The sequence below is a fragment of the Acidovorax sp. JG5 genome, assembly GCF_017939685.1.
GTDB lineage: Bacteria > Pseudomonadota > Gammaproteobacteria > Burkholderiales > Burkholderiaceae_C > Acidovorax.
Genome location: NZ_JAGKSE010000006.1, coordinates 1 through 18,774, shown reverse-complemented (window position 1 = coordinate 18,774; position 18,774 = coordinate 1). Strand labels below are relative to the sequence as shown.

The window sequence follows — 18,774 nt, the reverse complement described above, 5'->3', positions numbered from 1 at the left end:
TCGCCCCATGACACCGCAGCAGTACGTACAGCAAAAGGCCGTGGCCTCGGGCAGCAGCTTTTATTACGCCTTTCTCTTTTTGCCCGCGCCGCGCCGCGCGGCCATCACGGCGTTTTATGCGTTTTGCCGCGAAGTGGACGATGTGGTCGATGAAGTGACCGACCCCGGCGTGGCCCGCACCAAGCTGGCCTGGTGGCAGGCCGAGGTGGCCAAGGCTTTTGCCGGCCAGCCCACGCACCCGGTTATGCAGGCGCTGATGCCGCACACGTTTGACTACGGCATCGAGCAGCGCCACCTGCAGGCCGTAATTGACGGCTGCCAGATGGACCTGGAGCAAACGCGCTACCTCGACTTTGCGGGTCTGAAGGGCTATTGCCACCTGGTGGCGGGCGTTGTGGGCGAGGTGGCGGCGCGCATCTTTGGCCAGACCGACGCGCGCACCACCGAATACGCGCACCGGCTGGGCCTGGCGTTTCAGCTCACCAACATCATCCGCGACGTGGGCGAAGACGCGATGCTGGGCCGCATCTACCTGCCTGTGAGCGAGCTGCAGCAGTTTGACGTGAAGGCGCACGAGATTTTGAAGCGCCAGTATTCCGACCGCTTCACCGCGCTGATGCGCTTTCAGGCCGAGCGCGCGCACCGCCTGTATGACGAGGCTTTTGCCCTGCTGCCAGACGCCGACCGCCGCGCGCAAAAGCCCGGCCTGATGATGGCCAGCATCTACCGCACGCTGCTGCGCGAGATCGAGCACGAGAACTTTCAGGTGCTGCACCAGCGCATCCGCCTCACGCCGCTGCGCAAGTTCTGGCTGGCGTGGAAGGTGCAGGCGCTGGGCCGGATGTGATGGCTGCCGTGCATCGGTGGATCCGTTGCCCTGCAGTTTTCAAGGCCGCTCAGGCTGAGCTTGTCGAAGCCCTTCGACAGGGCGAACAGCTCCAACTTTGCCTGGCTGTATCCACATGAAGGTCGCTGTCATTGGCGCGGGCTGGGCCGGCATGGCGGCCGCCATTGCGCACGCGCAGGCGGCCCGGCAGGTCACGGTGTTCGAGGCGGCGCGCACCGTGGGCGGGCGTGCGCGGGCTGTGTCCGCCACGTTGCCGGACGGCACGCCGGTCACCCTCGACAACGGCCAGCACATCCTGATTGGCGCCTATGCCGAGAGCCTGCGCCTGATGCGGCTGGTGGGAGTCGATACGGATTTGGCCCTCCTGCGCCTGCCGCTCACGCTGCGGTTTCCCGATGGCCAGGGGCTGCAACTGCCCGACCTGCCCCCGCCGCTCGATGCCTTGCTGGGCATTGCCCGCGCCCAAGGCTGGCACTGGCGCGACAAGCTGGCGCTGCTGCGCACGGCCACGGCCTGGCGACTGCGCGGCTTTCGCTGCGCGCCGCAGACTTCGGTAGCCCAGCTGTGCGCCGCGCTCACCCCACGCCTGATGGCCGAGTTCATCGACCCGCTGTGTGTGTCGGCCCTGAACACCCCGGCGCGCGCGGCCAGCGGCCAGGTGTTTTTGCGCGTGCTGCAAGACAGCCTGTTCAGTGGCCGGGGCGGCTCCAACCTGCTGCTGCCGCGCATCGATCTGGGAGCGCTGTTCCCCCAGGCGGCGGCCCATTGGCTGCAGCGCCACGGCGGCCAGGTCGTCACCGGGCAACGCGTGCAACGCCTGCAGCCGCTGCCGGGCGGACGCTGGCAGGCGGTGTGCACCGGCGGCAGTGCCGACGACGCCGCAACGCCCGCGGTGTTTGACCACATCACCCTGGCCTGCCCCTCATGGGAAGCCAGCCGTCTGGTGCAGGGCCTGGCAGACCTGCCCGGGCTGGGCGGGCTGTGCGGACCGGACGCGCCGACACAGGCCCGCCGCTGGAGCGCCGCTGCCAGCGCACTGCGCTTTGAAGCCATCACCACAACGTATGCCCACGCCAGCGGCGCGCGCCTGCCCCGGCCCATGCTGGCGCTGCGCAACACGGCACAGCACCCCGCGCAGTTTGTATTTGACCGGGGCCAGCTCGATGGCCAGCACGGGCTGCTGGCCTTTGTGGTGAGCGCCAGCGATGGCGACCGCGCCCGCGTCGAACAACAAGTGCTGCAGCAGGCCGCCGCGCAACTCGCGCTGCCCACGCTGCAGCCCGTGCAGACCGTGGTGGAAAAGCGCGCCACCTTTGCCTGCACCCCCGGCCTGGAGCGGCCCGGCCCGCAGGTGCTGCCGGGTCTGAGCGCCTGCGGCGACTATGTGCAAGGCCCCTACCCCGCCACGCTCGAAGGCGCCGTGCTCAGCGGCACCGCCGTGGCGGCCTGTGTGTGAGCAATCTGGCGCCTGTCTGATCAGTATTTAAAACCGCAAGGTTCCGGATCAATCATCCAGCATTTATTTCGGGCCGGACCCATGGCAATCGACCCCGGGTCGCAACCCCGGCGGGCGGCGCCGCTATTTCTCCAGCCACCACTGGATGACGACCTTGGCCAGAAAGCCCAGAAACCCCACGCCCAGCCCCAGAAACAGCACAAAGGTGCCAAACCGCCCGGCTTTCGATGACCAGGCCAGCTGCCCGATGATGAAAACCATGTACAGGATGAAGGCCCCCACCCCGTAGGTGAGGAAGAAGCTCGCAATCTGCGCTTCGGTGAAACCAAAAATCACGGGCGCCTCCCTTGGGCTGGCGCGCCCTGGCCGGATTCGCGCGGCGGCAGGCTGGAGGCGTCCACCAGGTCGCGGTAGGCGTGCCAGCTGGCGTGGCCCAGCATGGGCATGACGGCGATCATGCCCAGCAGCAACGAGCCCAGCCCCAGCAGGGTGAAGCCCAGAATGAGCGCGGCCCACAGCGCCATCGGCACCGGGTTGGCCAGCACCGCCTGCCAGCTGGTGAGGATGGCCTGGCGCAGGCTGGCGCGCCGGTCCAGCAGCAGGGGCATGGCCACCACGCTGGACAGGAAGATGGGCGCGGCCATCAGGCTGCCCAGTGCCAGCCATAGCTCGAACAGCCAGCCGCCCCTGGCCAGCACCACATGCTGCAAAAAGTCGCGCGGCGTCTCGATGGGCACCGGCGCCAGCAGGGTGATCAGGGCTGCCGAGGTCACCACCCAGCCGGTGGCGGCCAGCGCCAGCAGGGCGCCGAACTGCACCATGCACCAGTAGTCGTTGCCCCATTTGTTGACATGGCTGTTTTGCCAGTTGAGCCAGGTTTTCAGCACCACGGCGGTGTTGGCGCTCTCGCCCCGCTCCAGCGCCCGGCTCAGTGCATACAGGCTGGTGGCCAGCACCGGCGCCACCACCAGAAAGCCCGACAGCGCGCCCGCCAGCAGCCAAAAACGGTTGTGGGCCACGGCCATGATGGCCGCGCCCAGCAGCGCCATGGCCAGCCCGTGCGCAAAGCTGATCCAGCCGGCACGCGCCATGTCGCGCCAGCCCAGGGCCAGCCAGGCCAGCGGTTGCATCAGCCCGATGGTGCGGACGACGGGCAAGGGGGGCGGGTTAAAGCGCATGGGGTTTCCGGGCAAAGCGGGTTGAGGCGGGCTGAAGCGGGTTGAAGCGGATTAGCGCTTGTCAGAGAGCGCCGCCGGGCCATCCAGCAGGCGGCACAACTCGGTCAGGCTGGTCACGGTGGCATGGGGCGGTGTGTCGTGGGGCCAGGCCTTTTGCGCGGTGTTCAGCCACACGGCCTGCATGCCGGCGGTGATGGCTGCCAGCGCATCGAGCGTGGCGTCGTCCCCCACATGCAGCACCTCGTGGGGCGCAACGCCCAGGGTGCTGGCGGCGGCATGAAAGATGCGCGGATCAGGCTTGGGCACACCAAAATCTTGCGCGCTGATGCTGGCCCTGAAATAGTGGCCGATGCCCACGCGGTGCACATCGGCATTGCCGTTGGACACCGCCACCACCGGGTAGCGCTGCGACAGGAAGGCCAGCGTGGCGTGGGCGTCGTCAAACAGATCCACCCGCTGGCGTTCGGCAAAGAACACCTCGAACGCGGGCTCGGCCAGCGCCGCGTCGTCCCCGGCCTGGGTAAGGGCCAGGCGGATGGACTCGCGGCGCAGCGCGCTCAGGTTGTGCTGCAGGTCGGGGCGCAGGCTCACCATCTGGTTGCGGATGGCGCGCAGCGCAGTGGTGTCGGAAAACAAGGCCGCAGTGGCGGGGGCATGGTCTGTCAGCCACTGCAGCAACACCGCCTCGGCCCGGGTGATGGTGGGCCAGATGGGCCACAGCGTGTCGTCCAGATCGAGGCTGACGGCGCGGATGCGGGAAATATCGATGGCGGCAGCGGACACAGTGGATTCCGGGAGAGCAGATGGCGGGCCTTGCCCGAAAAAAGTCCAGCCAGAGAATACCCCACGCGGTCAACGCGCGTGGGCCAACGGGGGCGCAAAACCGCTTTTTCCCTGGCGCTCTGCCCATAATGGCAGCAGGCGCCGTTGCCAGCCCTGAACGCGTCGATCAACCCCTCCCGGAGAAAAACATGAACGCAACACTGACCGCTGCCCAACGCGAAGAGCTCAAGGCCCTGCTGCTGGCGGCGCGCAAAAACGTGCAGGCCCAGATGCAGCAAAACCGCGAGAACCTCGCGCCGCCCGCTGCCGACCAGGACGGCATCGAGCAGGGCAATGTGGTGCGCGAAGTGGACCAGGCGCTCACCAACATCGACGCTGCGGACGTCAAGCGCATCGACCACGCGCTGGAGGCCCTGGAAGACGGCAGCTATGGCCTGTGCGCCGAATGCGGCTGCGCCATTGCGTTCGAGCGCCTGAAGATCGAACCGCAGACGCAGCATTGCGTGGCCTGCAAGTCGCGCTGGGAACAGGGCAAGGGCCACGCCAGGGCGCAGTCCTGAACGTTCCGGTCTGAGCACCGCGGGCCACGAGCACTGCACAAAGGCCCATGCCGGCGCGCGGGCCCTGCCTTGCGTGAGAATGCGCCATGCCTTTTCAAACCGAACCGCCCTACACCCACGGCCAGGCCGAGCGCACCGCCGTGCTGCTGTGCAACCTGGGAACACCCGACGAGCCCACGGCCCCTGCCGTGCGGCGTTATCTTGCAGACTTTCTGGGCGACCACCGGGTGGTCGAGATTCCACGGCTGGTGTGGTGGCCCATCCTGCACGGCATCATTTTGCGCACCCGGCCTGCCAAATCCGCCGCGAAATACGCCAGCGTGTGGACCCCCGAGGGCTCGCCCCTGGCGGTATGGACCGCCAAACAGGCCACCCTGCTGCGCGGCTGGCTGGGCCAGGCCGGGCACAACGTGCTGGTGCGCCACGCCATGCGCTATGGCAACCCCTCCATCGCCAGCCAGCTTGACGCCCTGAAAGCCGAGGGCGCCACGCGCATCCTGATCTTGCCGCTGTACCCGCAATACTCGGGCACCACCACGGCCAGCGTGCTGGACGCCGTGTACAGCTGGGCCGCCCGCACACGCAACGTGCCCGAGCTGCGCTTTGTCAACCGCTACCACGACCATCCCGGCTACATCGACGCCCTGGCCCGCACCATCGAAACCCACTGGAAGCACCACGGCCAGCCCGACCAGCTGGTGATGAGCTTTCATGGCGTCCCCGAGCGCACGCTGCAACTGGGCGATCCTTACCACTGCGAAAGCCTCAAGACGGGCCGCCTGCTGGCCGAGCGCCTGGGCTTGCGCAAGGACCACTACCAGATCACCTTCCAGTCGCGCTTTGGCAAGGCCAAGTGGCTGGAGCCCTACACCCAGCCCACCATCGAGGCCCTGGGCAAGGCGGGCACCCGGCGTGTGGACGTGATGTGCCCCGGCTTCACCAGCGACTGCCTGGAGACGCTGGAAGAAATCAACATGGAAGTGCGCGAGGCTTTCCTGCACAACGGCGGCAAGGAGTTTCACTACATCCCCTGCCTGAACGACAACCCCGCCTGGATCACCGCGCTGAGCCAGGTGGCCCAGCAGCACCTGGCCGGCTGGCCCACCACGGCGCCCGATGCGGCCGCGCTGGCCGATGCACGCGCCCAGGCGCTGGCGGGTGGCGCGCCTGCGGGGGCCTGCCCCGTAGCGCATTAACTATTATTTTTATAGCTGCTTGCGCTTATCCAACAAGCGCTAGATGCCATTTTTATCCATATTTTGAATGCAGCAACCTGCCAGCCGCCTTGCGCCGCGTGCAGGCCCATGCCGCTTGCAGCAACGCCATCGTCCATGCCCGCCATCGCCCTTGAACCCCATCAGCTGCGGCTGACCGTCGCCCCCGAATCCCTGGGATTTGCCAGCACCGCCGAACTGCAGGACCTGCCACTGCCCTGGATCGGCCAGGAGCGTGCCCAGGCCGCCACCCAGTTTGGCCTGGCCATGGACCAGCCCGACTACCACCTGTTCGTGCTGGGCGAAGTGGGCAGCGGGCGCACCTCGCTGCTGCGCCAGGCCACGCAGGCGGCGGCCGCGCAGCGCGCCGTGCCGCCTGACCTGTGCTACCTGCACAACTTTGACGCCCCCGAGCGCCCCCGCGCGCTGCGCCTGCCCGCCGGCCAGGGGCGCCAGCTGCGCGTGGCCATGCTGGAGATGGCCAAGATGCTGCAGACCGACATCCCCAAGCGCCTGGCCAGCCCCGACTGCAAGGCCGAAGCCGAGACCATCCAGAAAGCCTGGCAAAAAGAGGAGGCCATTGCTTTTGCCACACTGGATACCTTCGCCGAGGCCCGCCACTTTCGCCTTTCGCGCGAAGGCGGGCAGATGGTGTTCACCCTCACGGGCGACAAGGGCCACCCGCTCACCGAAAACGAGGCCCTGGCCCTGCCGCGCGAACGCCGCGCCGAAATCGATGCCGCCGAACAGGCCCTGCGCGCCGAGATTGCACGCTTTCTGGACACCATGCGCCCGCTGGAGCAGGCACGCGACGAGGCCCTGGTCAAGCTGCGCCGCCAGACCATCCAGCCGCTGATCGAACATGCGGTACAGGACATCCGCCAGGGTCTCAAAAAACAGATCAAGGATGGCGCCAAACTGGGCCAGTGGCTCGACCAGGTGGAACGCGAAGTGCTCGCGCACCTGTCGCTGTTCGAAGCAGGCACCGACGACGACGAAGATGCCGAGGGCGAGCGCAAGCACCACCTGGCCGACCTGCTGGCCCGCTGCCAGGTGAACCTGGCGGTGGACAACAGCGAACGCAACGGCGCGCCCGTGATCGTGGAAGACAACCCCCAGATGCGCAGCCTGTTCGGCGCCATCGACCTGCAGACCGACACCGACCCGCCGCACGCCGATTTCTCCTGCATCCGCGCGGGCAGCCTGCTCAAGGCCCATGGCGGCTTCATCGTGCTGCACCTGCGCGATCTGGTGGAAGACGAGGGCCTGTGGCCCCGGCTGCGCCGGTTTCTGCGCAGCAGCCGCCTGCAGATCGACGACGGCAGCGCTGCGGCGCACGGCGCCACGGCGCCCATCGCGCTGCAGCCCGAGGCGGTGGATGTGGATGTGAAGATCGTGCTGATCGGCTCGGTCGATGAGTACTACGCCCTGCAAGAGGCCGACCCCGACACCGCACGCCGCTTTCGCGTGAAGGTGGACTTTGCCGAGCGCTTTGCCGCCAGCCCCGCCACGCGCCACGCCACGGCCATCTTTGTCGCCCACAGCTGCAAGAAGCGCGGCCTGCCCCACTTTGCCCCCAGCGCCGTGGCGCGCCTGCTGGAGCAGACCCACCGCGAGGCCGACGACCAGAGCCGCCAAAGCGCATTGTTTGGCAACACCGAGGCCCTGGTGATCGAAAGCGCCGCCCTGTGCCGCGCCCGCGGCGGCACGCTGGTCGAAGCCCCCGATGTCGATGCCGCGCTGCAGGCCCACACCCTGCGCCACAACTACCCCGAAGAGCAGCTGCACAAGTCCATCACCGAGGGCGAGCGCCTCATCACGCTGCACGGCACGGTGGCCGGCCAGATCAACGCGATGACGCAGGTTGATCTGGGCGACTACCGCTTTGGCTTCCCGGTGCGCATCACGGCGCGCACCTTTGCCGGGCACGAAGGGCTGCTCAACATCGAGCGCGAGGTCGATATGTCGGGCCCCATCCACGACAAAGGCGTGCTGATATTGCACAGCTACCTGACCGCGCTGTTCAGCCATGTGGCGCCCCTGGCGCTCAACGCCTCCATCGTGTTCGAGCAGGAATACAGCGGCGTGGAGGGCGACTCGGCCTCGTGCGCCGAGCTGTATGCGCTGCTGTCCAGCCTGTCGGGCCTGCCGCTGCGCCAGGGCATTGCCGTGACCGGCGCGCTCAACCAGCACGGCGAGGTGCTGCCCGTGGGCGGCATCAACGAAAAGATCGAGGGCTGGTTCCACGCCTGCGCCGCAGCCGGGCTGGATGGCACGCAGGGCGTGCTGATCCCCGCCCGCAACCTGCGCCACCTGATGCTCAGCCGCGCCATGGTGGACGCGGTGGAACGCGGACTGTTCCATGTGTACACCGTGGGCCATGTGAGCGAAGGCATTGCGCTGCTGACGGGCGAAGCCTCGGGCATGGGGCCGGGCGCGCTGCCCGACCTGGCCGCCGATGTAGAGGGCACCGTGCTCAGCCGGGCCGAGCAGACGCTGCGCGCCTTCCGGCGTGCCTGCCAGAGTGCGGGGCACACACGCCGAGGCACGGGCAGACGCAACGGGGCGGCCCGGCAGGCCGGCTGAGCCCCTCCAAGCAGGCTTACGACGCCTCCGCGCTGATGCGGTGCTTGTCCATCAGCCGATACAGCGTCATGCGCGAAACACCCAGCTCGCGGGCGGCGCGCGTGACGTTGTTGCCCACCAGCGTCAGCGCCCGCGCGATTGCTTCGCGCTCGGCCAGCGTGCGCGCTGCATCCAGATCGGTGCTGGCCACCGCATCGGCGGGCGCCAGGCCAAGGTCGCGGGCACTGATATAGCGCTGGTCGGTCATGACCACCGCACGCTGCACGCAGTTGTAAAGCTCGCGCACGTTGCCCGGCCATGAATAGGCGGCCATGGCCGCCAGGGCCTGCCGGTCGAAGCCTTCCACGCGCCGGGGCCGGTCGGCGGCGCAGACCTTGAGAAAATGCTTGGCCAGCAGCGGCACATCGTCCATGCGCTGGCGCAGCGGCGGGACCTCGATGGTCAGCACATTGAGCCGGTAGAACAAATCCTCCCGAAAGCGCCCCCGTGCCACCGCTTCGGCCAGGTTGACATGCGAGGCCGCAACCACCCGCACATCGACTGCGGTGCTGCGCACGGCACCCACGCGCTGGATGGTTTTTTCTTGCAGGAAGCGCAACAGATTCGCCTGCAGTTCCAGCGGCAGGTCACCGATCTCGTCCAGAAAGATGGTGCCGCCATCTGCGGCTTCGATCAGCCCGCGCCGGTCGGCAGACGCTCCCGTGAACGCGCCCTTCACATAACCAAAAAGCTCGGACTGGATCAGGGACGGCGCAATGGCGCCGCAGTTGACCTCCACCCAGGGCCCGCTTTTGCGCGGCGAGCATGCGTGGATGGCATGCGCGGCCAGTTCCTTGCCGCTGCCGCTTTCACCGTGGATCAGCACTGGCGCAAAGGCCCCGGCCACCTTGCGGATGTCCTTGCGCAACTGCACCATCGACGCGGCCTGCCCCACCATGCCCAAGGTGTCGGCGTCGGGCGATGTGTCGGCTGCACCGCGGCGCAGCATGGCGCGCTGTGCGGCATGTTCGAGCATCCGGTCCAGATCGGGCCATTCCAGCGGCAGCACCTGGTAGTCAAAAAAACAGTTCAGGATCAGCGCACGGAACGCATGCGACTCCAGCACCGCCTGCTCACACAAGGCCACCCATTCCGTTTGCAGCGAGGCATGCACACAGGCCTCCATGGCAGCCACGCCGGCCTCGTCCAGCCGCTGCGCGGCATCGGCCACTACCAACGCCACGGCAAATTTGCGTTGTGCCAGCAGGCTGCGGGCCGAAGACACATCGCTGCAACATGCAACGTCCCACCCCGCGCGCCGCAGGTGGTCTTCCACTATCTTGCCCTCTGCTCCCAGACTCAGGCATAGGATCTTGCGCACAGGCATGGCATGTTGTTCTCGTAGGTTCACGTTGCACGGTCAAAAGGACATCGGAAGGCGCACGCTCAGCGTGAGGTCGGGCGTGTCGCGCGTAAGGCCGGCACCCACAGTGACGTTCAGGGTGGTCCGGCTGCTGTAGCGGTACGAATACCCGAGCAGCAGTGACGACAGCTGCGTGCGCACCGAACTGGGCACGGGCACGCCGTTTTGCTTGGTGCGGCCCACAGAGTTGAGGTCAATGCCCACGCTGAAGGACGAGCGGTCATTGAGCGCCAGGCCCATGCCGAAGTTGATGCCCCAGACATCGCCAGGCTTGACGCTGCCGATAAATTCCTGTTCGCCCGAGAGCACCCGGCGGCTCACATTGCTGCGGCCGAAGTTGCGGGTGTAGCTGATGCCGCCAAAAAACACCGCGGGGTCCGAGGGCAGCAGCCAGGTCAGCGAAGGCTGCAGCGAATAAAAGCCCGACCCCGTGGGCAGGTCCAGCGGCAGCCCCGTGCCGGTGGTGTTGCCCAGGCAGCGCGTCACGCAATCGGTAACCACCTCGAACGGGTCCTTGCCGGTGCGGGTCTTGAAGCGCAGTGACCCAATCAGATAGGGGTCGTTGCCCTTGGGCTCATTGAGCTGGTAGCGCGCCGCAAACTCGATATCACCAATGGAACGGCCGCTGGTATTGAACGCCTGCTCTGACGCCGATCCGGTAAATATCTCGCGGCTGATGGTGTCGTCCGAGCGGTACACATAAGGCACCTTCATCTCCACTTCAAGGCGGCGGGTCAGCCCCCAGCGGCCGGTAAGCGCTGCAGTCAGGGTGTTGCGCTTGACCTCCCGCACGTCGATCAACCCGATCAACAGCGCCGGAATGATGGTGTAACCGACAAGTGCCACGCGGTTGCTGGACGAGTAGCCGTATTGCAGGGACGGTTCCAGCACATAGTGGCCCGGCTGCGTGAGGATGCCAGGCTGGTCGAACAAGGGCGCCACCGCCGGGGGCTGGTTGTCCACCACCGGTGCCACCCCCACCTGCACGGGGCGGGCCCCGGTGTCGGCAGGCGCCTTGCCCGCAGGCGCCGCCTCGGCCGTGACGGGCTGCGGCGCGCTGACTCGGCCACCGAGCGCTCCAGGTCCTGGTAGCGGGCCTCCTGTTCAAGCACCTGCTGGCGCATCGCCTCGATCTCGCGACTTTGCGCGCCGACCTGCTGCTCCAGCGCTTCAATGCGTTGGGTTATTCCCTTGCGTACGGGCACGCTCTGCGCCTGCACCATGACGCTGGACAGGGCTATGACCGAACCGGTAACCAAAACCCAAGGTCTGGGTGAACTGTGCGTTTTCATGCGACTACTCCCCATGGCGCTGCAACGGCGTTTTTGTTGTGCCAACAGTGGCGGTGAACGCCGGGCAAGAATAGGGGCGAGCTCTCTCCATGGGCAAGCACCACTCTGCAAGCAGAGGTAAGTTTGGACGCAAGATTCCACACTGGTATCCATCAAAAGTCGCAGAGCTCAGGCGTCGCCTGCAACGGCCGCGCACACGTTTTCGAATGCCCGGTTGGGTGGATGCGTTGGTTCGTCCAACCCCATCGCAACCCGCCCCACGCGACCGGTGCGTCACAGGCCTGAGACACCTGGCCTGTGGCAAACACAGGGTGGTTTTTCATATGAATCAACTGCGACTGCGCGAGCCGTCACACCGAAAACGCGGCAGCCTGGGCAGTTGCGTCAACCTCCTGTGACACTTTGCGCGGAACCATTGCGCCCGCTTCACTTTTGCCTGGCTCTGTTGAGCCCCTTGAGGTGCCATGTCTCCTGTAGCGCTGCGCCGCCACACCCCACACTGGCATGTGACTGGCATTGAAGTTGCTGAACGTCATCCGAATTGCGTCCGCGCAACTCAACCCTTGACCTTGTTTCATTCCACCGTAGGAGGCTTTATGAAGAAGACACTTGTGGCTTCGGCCATGGCAGTTGCGTTCGGTATCAGCGGCGTGGCATTTGCCAGTAGCACGGACCAAACCACAACCCAGGCAACCGAAGAGGGGAGCAACACCAACAACGTCACCAGCGCCAGCACCAGCACAGACAACAACAGCGTCACCAAGACGAACAACAGTGTGCGCAATTACACAAAGAACGACAACGACACGATCAGCAAAACCAGCAACGCCAACAAGACCGACAACAGCGTCAACAAGGACTCTGGTGATGCCACCGCCAGCGGAGCACGCTCGGCTGCGGTGAGCAACGGCTCCTCGGGCACGTTCACCAATGCGTTCAATGTGTCTAAAGCCACCGCCACGAGCAACCTGAACGGCATGGTCACGGGCAACAAGGTGCGCGACATTGGCAACAACGCCTCCAACTATGGCAATGCCAATGGTGGCAAGGCCTATGGCGCCGACGGCGGCAACGGCTATGGCGGCGATGCCAAGGGTGTGGGTTTTGGTGGCTCGGGCGGCAAAGGCGACGGCGGCAAGGGCGGCCTGGGTGGCTCCGCATCCAATGGCAATGTCCGCAACGGCGACGCCGTCAACGGCAATGCCACTGCCGGCAACGGCGGCAAGGGCTATGGCGGTAGCGCCAGTGGCGGCGACCAAAGCAGCACTGCCTCTGCCTATGGCAAGGGTAGTGGCGATGGCGGCGGCAGTGGCTCGGCCAACGGCGGCAACAACGACCAAGGCCTGGGCAGCGGCGGCAACGGTGGCAATACCGGTGCCGGTGGCGCCTCTGCTGCCAGCGGCTCAGGCGGCACCGCCACCAGTAACGCCGGCGGCGGCACCCGCACTGCAGGCGCGGGCACCGGCGGCGCCGGCGGCGCCAGCACCAATGGCAGCGCCACCAACGGCAGTGCCTCCAACGGCTCCAACACCGCTGGCAATGGCGGCGCTGGCGGCAATGGCACCGGTGGCAACGGTGGCAACGGTGACGGTGGTGTGAACACTGCGGGCGCAGGCACGGGCGGCGCAGGCCAAGGCGGCACCAGCGGCGCGGGCGGAATGAACTCCGTGAGCGCCGGCACCTTCAACATGTCCAACACCATGACCAGCGTCGGCCAGTCGGCTGCGGGCATCATGGTCGCCAGCCAGAACAGCGGCATCGCCTCGCTGGTCCAGCAAAGCGTAAACGTGCAGGCCAATCTGGCTGTTGGCAAGTAAGCACAGCCCAAGACCCGCGCAGCGCGTGCCTCTTTCACGCACGGCTGCGCGGTGCCCTTTGCCATCCACCTTGCTCATAGAGGGCTTCCCATGACCTCGACCCGCTCCCTTCATGCAGTTTTGGGCCTGTTCACAGCGTCCCTCATGACAGCGCATGCCGCCGCACAAGTGTCCGAAGTGCCAATGGCGAGGAACAGCGCACGCACACCCGACTCCATCGCACCCGCACCGTCCGCCTTTGTGGCCACGGCCGTGGACTCCACCACCCTGGACACCTACCGTGGCGGCAGCACCCAGGTGCGCAACGACATGACACTGACCGGCACCACCGCCGACAACACGGCCCAGCATGTCAACACCGGTAACAACGCCATCAGCGCGGGCGCTTTCGCCAACATGAACGGCATGCCCGTCGTGATTCAGAACTCGGGCGCGAACGTGCTGATCCAGAACGCCGTCATCGTGCATGTGCAGATGAACTGACCTGGGTGGCCACCATGCAACTGCCCCTGCTTTCGATCGCGCTGCTGCTTGGCGCGGCCACTGCGGCATCCGCGCAGTCGGCCTATTTCCCCTCCACGGGTGCCGGCGACGTGACCCTGCCCGTGACCAGCATCAAGCAGGCGCGCCTGGCTGGCACGTTGCTACAGAAGTTCGATTTCAGCTGCGGCTCGGCGGCCATCGCCACGCTGCTGACCCACCACTACGGCACACCGATCGACGAACAGACGGTGTTCACCCAGATGTACGCCCATGGCGACCAGGCCAAGATCCAGCGCGAAGGCTTTTCCTTGCTCGACATGAAGCGCTTTCTGGCCAGTCTCGGCTTCGAAGCCGACGGGTTCCAGCAGCCCATCGACAAGCTGCTGGAGGCACGCATTCCCGCCATCGTGCTGGTCAACGAAAACGGCTACCAGCATTTCGTCGTGGTCAAGGGCCTGCAAGGCGACCGCGTGCTGGTGGGCGATCCAGCGCAGGGCACACGCGCGCTCTCGCGCGAGGATTTCGAATCCCTGTGGCAAAGCAAACTGCTGTTTGTCATCCACAACCGGATGGATTCCGCACGCTTTAACCTTGCCACCGACTGGCGCGTGGCACCGCGCGCGCCCATTGGCAGCGACGTGGCGCGGGCCGGCTTTAATGGCTTTGCCCTGCAAAAGCAGGGGCCAGGAGACTTCTGATGCCTAACCTGCATCTCCGTGTGAAAACGGCCTCAGCCACCATGCGGGCAATTGCGCAACTGAGCCTGCTGGGAACGCTTACGGTCAGTGCCCATGCAGCCCCCCCGGCACAAGACAAGTTCTGGATGGCCGTGGGCGACCAGACGCTGGACTCACTGCGTGGCGGCTTCAACATGGGCCATGGACTAATGGTGTCGTTCGGCATCTCCCGAGCGGTATACATCAACGGTGCCCTGATCACAGAAACCACGCTCAACGTCGGCCGAATGGCAGACCTCACGCCAGCGCAGGCGACCCAGCTAGGCCAGAAGCTGACGTCCCTCAGCCTGGTGCAAAACGGACCGGACAACACTTTTGCGTCCGGCCCCTCGACAACCACCACCGGTGCCAAGGGCCCCACGGTTACCACCATCGCTGGCAGCACCGCAGGCACGCTGATACAGAACTCCCTGAACAACCAGCAGATCCGCTACCAGACCATCATCAACACCAGCAGCAACGGGCTGGGCATGGTGCGGGCCATGAACCTGAACAGCACGCTGACCGAGGCAATCCAACAAAGCATTGGTCAGCGTTGACCATGAATCTCAACGCAATCAAGCTGAACCGATGGATGGAAAAGCGCATACAGCTATATTTTCAATAGCACCATGTACGTCTCATCACCAGCCTCTCAATCCACCGTTTCACGTTGGCCATGCCTCTCCGGCTCCTTTGAATCGCGCCGTCCCTTGCAAGGACCGCCCCGCTGCAATCGGCACTCATGTGACAGGCACTGAAGTTGCTGAAAGCCCCTGAATTGCGTCCGCGCAACTCAACCCTTGACCTTGTTTCTATCCACTCAGGAGGCGTTATGAAGAAGACACTTGTGGCTTCGGCCATGGCAGTTGCATTTGGCATCAGTGGCGTGGCTTTTGCCAGCTCCACGAACCAGACCACCGACCAGACCACCGTAACTGGGGACAACAGCAACACCAGCGAAAGCACCAGCATCAGCAATGACAACAACAGTCGCGCCTACACCGACAACAGCTCCAAAACCAGCACGCGAAACAGCAACGACAACATTGCCGTCACGCGTAACACAGACCGCACTGACAACAGCGTCAACAAGCGCTCGGGCGCTGCCACAGCCGAAGGTGCCCGTTCTGCGGTGATAAGCAATGGCTCCACAGGCAGCTTCACCGACGCGTTCAACATATCCAAAGCCACCGCCATCAGCAGCCTCAGTGGCGTGGTCACGGGCAACAGGGTGCATAACATTGGCAACACCGCCTACAACAACGGCAATGCCAACGGCGGCAAGGCCTATGGCGCCGACGGTGGCAAGGGCTCGGGCGGCGATGCCAAGGGTGTGGGCCGTGGCGGATCCGGCGGCGAAGGCGACGGCGGCAAGGGGGGATCAGGTGGCTACGCTTCCAATGGCAAGGTCAGCAACGGCGATGCCCGCAATGGCGACTCCAACGCCGGCGACGGTGGCAAGGGTTACGGCGGACGCGCCAGTGGCGGCAACAGCAGCGGCCCTGCTTATGCTAGTGGCAAAGGCTATGGCAATGGCGGCGGCAGCGGCTCGGCCAACGGCGGAAACAACCAAGGCCTGCCTACTGATGGCGAAACCCCTGCCATCGCCGCGAGTGCCGTGGGCGGCTCAGGCGGAAACGGAGGAACCACCGGCAATGGCGGCGCCTCCAACAGCACCGGCAACGGTGGCACTGCCTCCAGTAATGCTGGCGCCAGCAACCGCACGGCAGGTGCGGGCACCGGTGGCGCTGGCGGCACAAGCACCAATGGCAGCGCCACCAACGGCGACGCCACCAACGGCTCCAACACCGCTGGCAATGGTGGCGCTGGCGGCAATGGCACCGGCGGCAACGGTGGCGCCGGCAACGGAGGTGTCAACACCGCAGGTGCAGGCACGGGCGGCGCCGGCCAGGGCGGCATAGGCGGCGCGGGCGGAACCAACACCGTGAGCGCTGGCACGTTCAACATGTCCAACACCATGACCAGCGTCGGTCAGTCGGCTGCGGGCATCATGGTCGCCAGCCAGAACAGCGGCATTGCTTCGCTGGTGCAGCAAAGCGTAAACGTGCAGGCCAACCTGGCGGTGGGTGCAAGCACCTCCACCGCAGCCACGGCCCGGTAAAGGAGTCAAGGGAAACGCGACCTGCGACCGCGCAGCGCGCCCGTGTCCACGCACGGCTGCGCGGTACCTGTTGCCCCTACCCTTGTTCGAAGATAGTTTCACGCCCCTGATGGCATGGGCACGGGTAAATATGCGAAATAGGCATCGCTGATCCATCTCCAACCGCTCGGACTGTCGAAGCCGTGGCGTGCGGGAGGCTTTCGACAGGCTCATGCGAAACAGGTTGAGGGTCGCGTGTTTAGGAGCGGCCCTTCGACGGGCTCGGGGCGAGCGGGGATGGAGAGCAGCGAACATGGCGGAAGGCAGCGCTGCGTCCAGGGATGGCATGCAAGGCCTGGTGTGGGTCCTCCCACGCACAGCCGCAGAACCGGCCTCAGACCTTCCGGATCAGGCAGCGCCGGGGCTCAAACGCCTGCCAGAAAGCCATCCACTAGCGCATAGTGCTCGGGCACATTGAGCGCAGGCGCATGGCCGCACTCCGGCACCTCGATGACCTGCGCCAGGCCGCGCGCGCCAGGGCCGCGGGTGAGCATTTCGGCGGTGGTTTCGGGCAACACCAGATCGGAATGCGCACCACGCAGGCACAGCACCGGAATATCGAGTGCGTCGTAGTGGTCCCAGATCAGGTAGTCGTTGGCATGGTGCGTGAACTGCTGCACCATGGCCGGGTCGTAATGCGGCGTCACGCGGCCATCGGGCAGGCGACGGGTGGAAGTTTCGGTGAGGTGGCGCCACTGGGCATCGCTGAGCCAGCCATAGTGCTGGTACACCTGCCGAAAAAATGCTTCCAGCTCTGTCACCGTGTCAAACGCGGGCGGTTGGCCCGCGTAGGCCTTGATGCGTTCCAGTGCCGCATCGGCCAGGCGCGGTGCGTTGTCGTTGAGCAGCAGGCTGGCGATGCGGCCCTTGAGTCGCGGCTCGAACAGGCCCGAAGCGCACACGGTGCCAATCGCCCCCCCCATGGACGTGCCGATCCAGTGCGCCTTGGCAATGCCCAGCTGGTCGAACAGATCCGCTGCGATTCGTGCATAGAACGACAGGCGGTATTCGTCCTGCGGCGCGTGCGCCCACTGGCTCAAGCCTCGGCCGATGGTGTCGGGGCAGATCACGCGGTAGCGCGGTGCCAGGTGCCGCGCCAGCTCGTCCATGTCACGCCCGGTCCGCGCCAGGCCATGCCACGCAATCACCACGGGCGCCTCGGGTGCACCCCATTCGGTGGCATGGATCTCGTAATCAGCACAACGGATGTAAAGCGAAGACGGCAGCATGGTGATGATCAAGGCGGACGTGGATGAAAGACTCTCAGCCTCTCGGCCTAGAAACAGCAGTTGGATGCGCCTGCCGGTGCCGTGTGCGGCTTTGCCAAGAATGCAAAGCGGTCAACTGCCGTTTCTAGGCTCAGTAGTGCACTCAGTTGGGAACGCTCAGCGACGTACCGGCAAAGCCGATCTGGTTCCCGACAACAGGCGCTGCCACAAACGGCGGCACGTTGCTGGCCGTGATGGCCGGCGCGGCACCGGGCACACCGCCACGCGGCGTGGTGCGCACAACCTGGCTGGCGGGCAAGGCGGCGCCCGATTTCAGGTGCGCATACATCGCGTCCATGGCCTGGTTGAAGTACGGGTGCAGCGGCACGAAGCGCGTATCAAATCCGCCGAACGGCAGGAAGGCGTCGAAATGCTGGCCGTTCGTCACCTCGATGTAGCGCAACTTGCTGGCTGCACCCTCCACCACCTTGTTGTAGGCGGCATAGGCGCGCGAGTTGTTGTTCACCGGGATCAGGGCGTCGCTGCGGCCGCTGACGATGATGGTGGGTTTGCCACGCAGGTTGCCGTTGAGCACCACCTCGGCGATGCCCGCACGCACCGCGTCACTCTGTGCCTTGGTCGGCGTGGTGGTGGCCGTGAGGGCCGCGCCGCTGACCGTATCAGTGCCCGTGACCAGCGCACGCTGGCACAGCGCGTTATCGAGGCCAAAGTCGGCCACACCGGTCGATGGCGATTTGGCGAACTGCCACGCCTTGGCGCCGCCCATCGAGTCGTTGTAAACCACGGTGGCCGGTGTGCCGTTGGCGGTGCCATTGGCCGTGGCAAAGCTCTGTGCCAGCGCCGCAGGCGCCACGGCGACCGGGTCGCCGGTGGCATTGACGGCCGCAAAGCTGGTGTTGCAGACATTGGCCTCAACCGCAAAGCGCCCATAGCTCACCGGATACATGGCCGACAGGATGGGCCCGTTGCCCAGCGCATAGTGGGCGTTGTGCATCTGGTCGTTGTCGGTAAGCGCACGGCAAACCCATGTTGACCGCAGATGGCTAC

The 18,774-nt window shown here is 65.7% G+C and carries 17 protein-coding genes; 10 read left to right on the top strand and 7 right to left on the bottom strand.

Annotated features, from left to right (window positions below):
* Window positions 1-7: 7 nt before the first annotated feature.
* Window positions 8-847, top strand: a complete 840-nt coding sequence (gene hpnD / locus J8G26_RS08685; protein ID WP_210568631.1) for a presqualene diphosphate synthase HpnD — start codon at window positions 8-10, stop codon at window positions 845-847.
* 115 nt (window positions 848-962) lie between these two features.
* Window positions 963-2,303: a hydroxysqualene dehydroxylase HpnE gene (hpnE, locus tag J8G26_RS08680; RefSeq protein ID WP_210568630.1), complete on the top strand. Its 1,341-nt coding sequence runs from the start codon at window positions 963-965 to the stop codon at window positions 2,301-2,303.
* 123 nt (window positions 2,304-2,426) lie between these two features.
* Here the strand turns inward: hpnE and J8G26_RS08675 are convergent, their stop codons facing one another.
* Genes J8G26_RS08675 through J8G26_RS08665 form a run of 3 tightly spaced genes read right to left on the bottom strand, consistent with a single transcriptional unit; the run spans window position 2,427 to window position 4,264 of the window.
* Window positions 2,427-2,639, bottom strand: a complete 213-nt coding sequence (locus J8G26_RS08675) for a DUF2788 domain-containing protein (protein WP_087746565.1) — start codon at window positions 2,637-2,639, stop codon at window positions 2,427-2,429.
* Complete coding sequence (locus J8G26_RS08670; protein ID WP_087746586.1) at window positions 2,636-3,481, bottom strand: DUF2189 domain-containing protein; 846 nt, start codon at window positions 3,479-3,481, stop codon at window positions 2,636-2,638. Before J8G26_RS08670 ends, J8G26_RS08675 begins: the two co-directional genes overlap by 4 nt.
* A gap of 51 nt (window positions 3,482-3,532) precedes the next feature.
* Window positions 3,533-4,264: an HAD-IA family hydrolase gene (locus J8G26_RS08665; protein WP_210568629.1), complete on the bottom strand. Its 732-nt coding sequence runs from the start codon at window positions 4,262-4,264 to the stop codon at window positions 3,533-3,535.
* Between the two features lie 188 nt (window positions 4,265-4,452).
* Between J8G26_RS08665 and J8G26_RS08660 the strand changes: the two genes are divergently transcribed.
* The 3 genes from J8G26_RS08660 to J8G26_RS08650 all read left to right on the top strand — a co-directional run bounded on the left by J8G26_RS08660 (window position 4,453) and on the right by J8G26_RS08650 (window position 8,624).
* Window positions 4,453-4,824 (top strand): TraR/DksA C4-type zinc finger protein, encoded by a 372-nt coding sequence (locus J8G26_RS08660; protein ID WP_210568628.1) that lies wholly within the window; start codon window positions 4,453-4,455, stop codon window positions 4,822-4,824.
* 86 nt (window positions 4,825-4,910) lie between these two features.
* On the top strand, window positions 4,911-6,020 hold the full coding sequence (hemH, locus tag J8G26_RS08655) for a ferrochelatase (RefSeq protein WP_210568627.1): 1,110 nt from the start codon (window positions 4,911-4,913) through the stop codon (window positions 6,018-6,020).
* Between the two features lie 135 nt (window positions 6,021-6,155).
* Complete coding sequence (locus J8G26_RS08650; RefSeq protein ID WP_210568626.1) at window positions 6,156-8,624, top strand: ATP-binding protein; 2,469 nt, start codon at window positions 6,156-6,158, stop codon at window positions 8,622-8,624.
* A 16-nt stretch (window positions 8,625-8,640) separates the two neighbouring features.
* Here J8G26_RS08650 and J8G26_RS08645 read toward each other — a convergent pair whose 3' ends face one another.
* Window positions 8,641-9,990, bottom strand: a complete 1,350-nt coding sequence (locus J8G26_RS08645; RefSeq protein ID WP_210568625.1) for a sigma-54 dependent transcriptional regulator — start codon at window positions 9,988-9,990, stop codon at window positions 8,641-8,643.
* A 33-nt stretch (window positions 9,991-10,023) separates the two neighbouring features.
* The gene (locus tag J8G26_RS08640; protein ID WP_210568624.1) at window positions 10,024-11,013 is read right to left on the bottom strand and encodes an acetate kinase; all 990 of its coding nucleotides are present in this window, start codon (window positions 11,011-11,013) and stop codon (window positions 10,024-10,026) included.
* A 901-nt stretch (window positions 11,014-11,914) separates the two neighbouring features.
* On the opposite strand from J8G26_RS08640, the gene J8G26_RS08635 reads away from it, so the two are divergent.
* The 5 genes from J8G26_RS08635 to J8G26_RS08615 all read left to right on the top strand — a co-directional run bounded on the left by J8G26_RS08635 (window position 11,915) and on the right by J8G26_RS08615 (window position 16,459).
* Window positions 11,915-13,135, top strand: coding sequence for a hypothetical protein (locus J8G26_RS08635; protein WP_087746600.1), 1,221 nt, complete (start codon window positions 11,915-11,917; stop codon window positions 13,133-13,135).
* 90 nt (window positions 13,136-13,225) lie between these two features.
* Window positions 13,226-13,618: a hypothetical protein gene (locus J8G26_RS08630; protein ID WP_143218368.1), complete on the top strand. Its 393-nt coding sequence runs from the start codon at window positions 13,226-13,228 to the stop codon at window positions 13,616-13,618.
* A 14-nt stretch (window positions 13,619-13,632) separates the two neighbouring features.
* Window positions 13,633-14,316 (top strand): C39 family peptidase, encoded by a 684-nt coding sequence (locus J8G26_RS08625; protein WP_210568623.1) that lies wholly within the window; start codon window positions 13,633-13,635, stop codon window positions 14,314-14,316.
* Entirely contained in the window at window positions 14,316-14,894 is a 579-nt protein-coding gene (locus tag J8G26_RS08620; RefSeq protein WP_210568622.1) for a hypothetical protein, read from the top strand. The genes J8G26_RS08625 and J8G26_RS08620 overlap by 1 nt, the downstream gene beginning before the upstream one ends.
* Window positions 14,895-15,169: 275 nt before the next feature.
* Window positions 15,170-16,459, top strand: a complete 1,290-nt coding sequence (locus J8G26_RS08615) for a hypothetical protein (protein ID WP_210568621.1) — start codon at window positions 15,170-15,172, stop codon at window positions 16,457-16,459.
* Between the two features lie 404 nt (window positions 16,460-16,863).
* On the opposite strand, the gene J8G26_RS08610 is transcribed toward J8G26_RS08615, so the two are convergent.
* Both J8G26_RS08610 and J8G26_RS08605 read right to left on the bottom strand, forming a co-directional pair.
* Window positions 16,864-17,727, bottom strand: a complete 864-nt coding sequence (locus tag J8G26_RS08610) for an alpha/beta hydrolase (RefSeq protein WP_210568620.1) — start codon at window positions 17,725-17,727, stop codon at window positions 16,864-16,866.
* A gap of 142 nt (window positions 17,728-17,869) precedes the next feature.
* The coding region (locus tag J8G26_RS08605) for a D-(-)-3-hydroxybutyrate oligomer hydrolase (protein WP_246881312.1) at window positions 17,870-18,774 on the bottom strand (905 nt) is incomplete at its 5' end.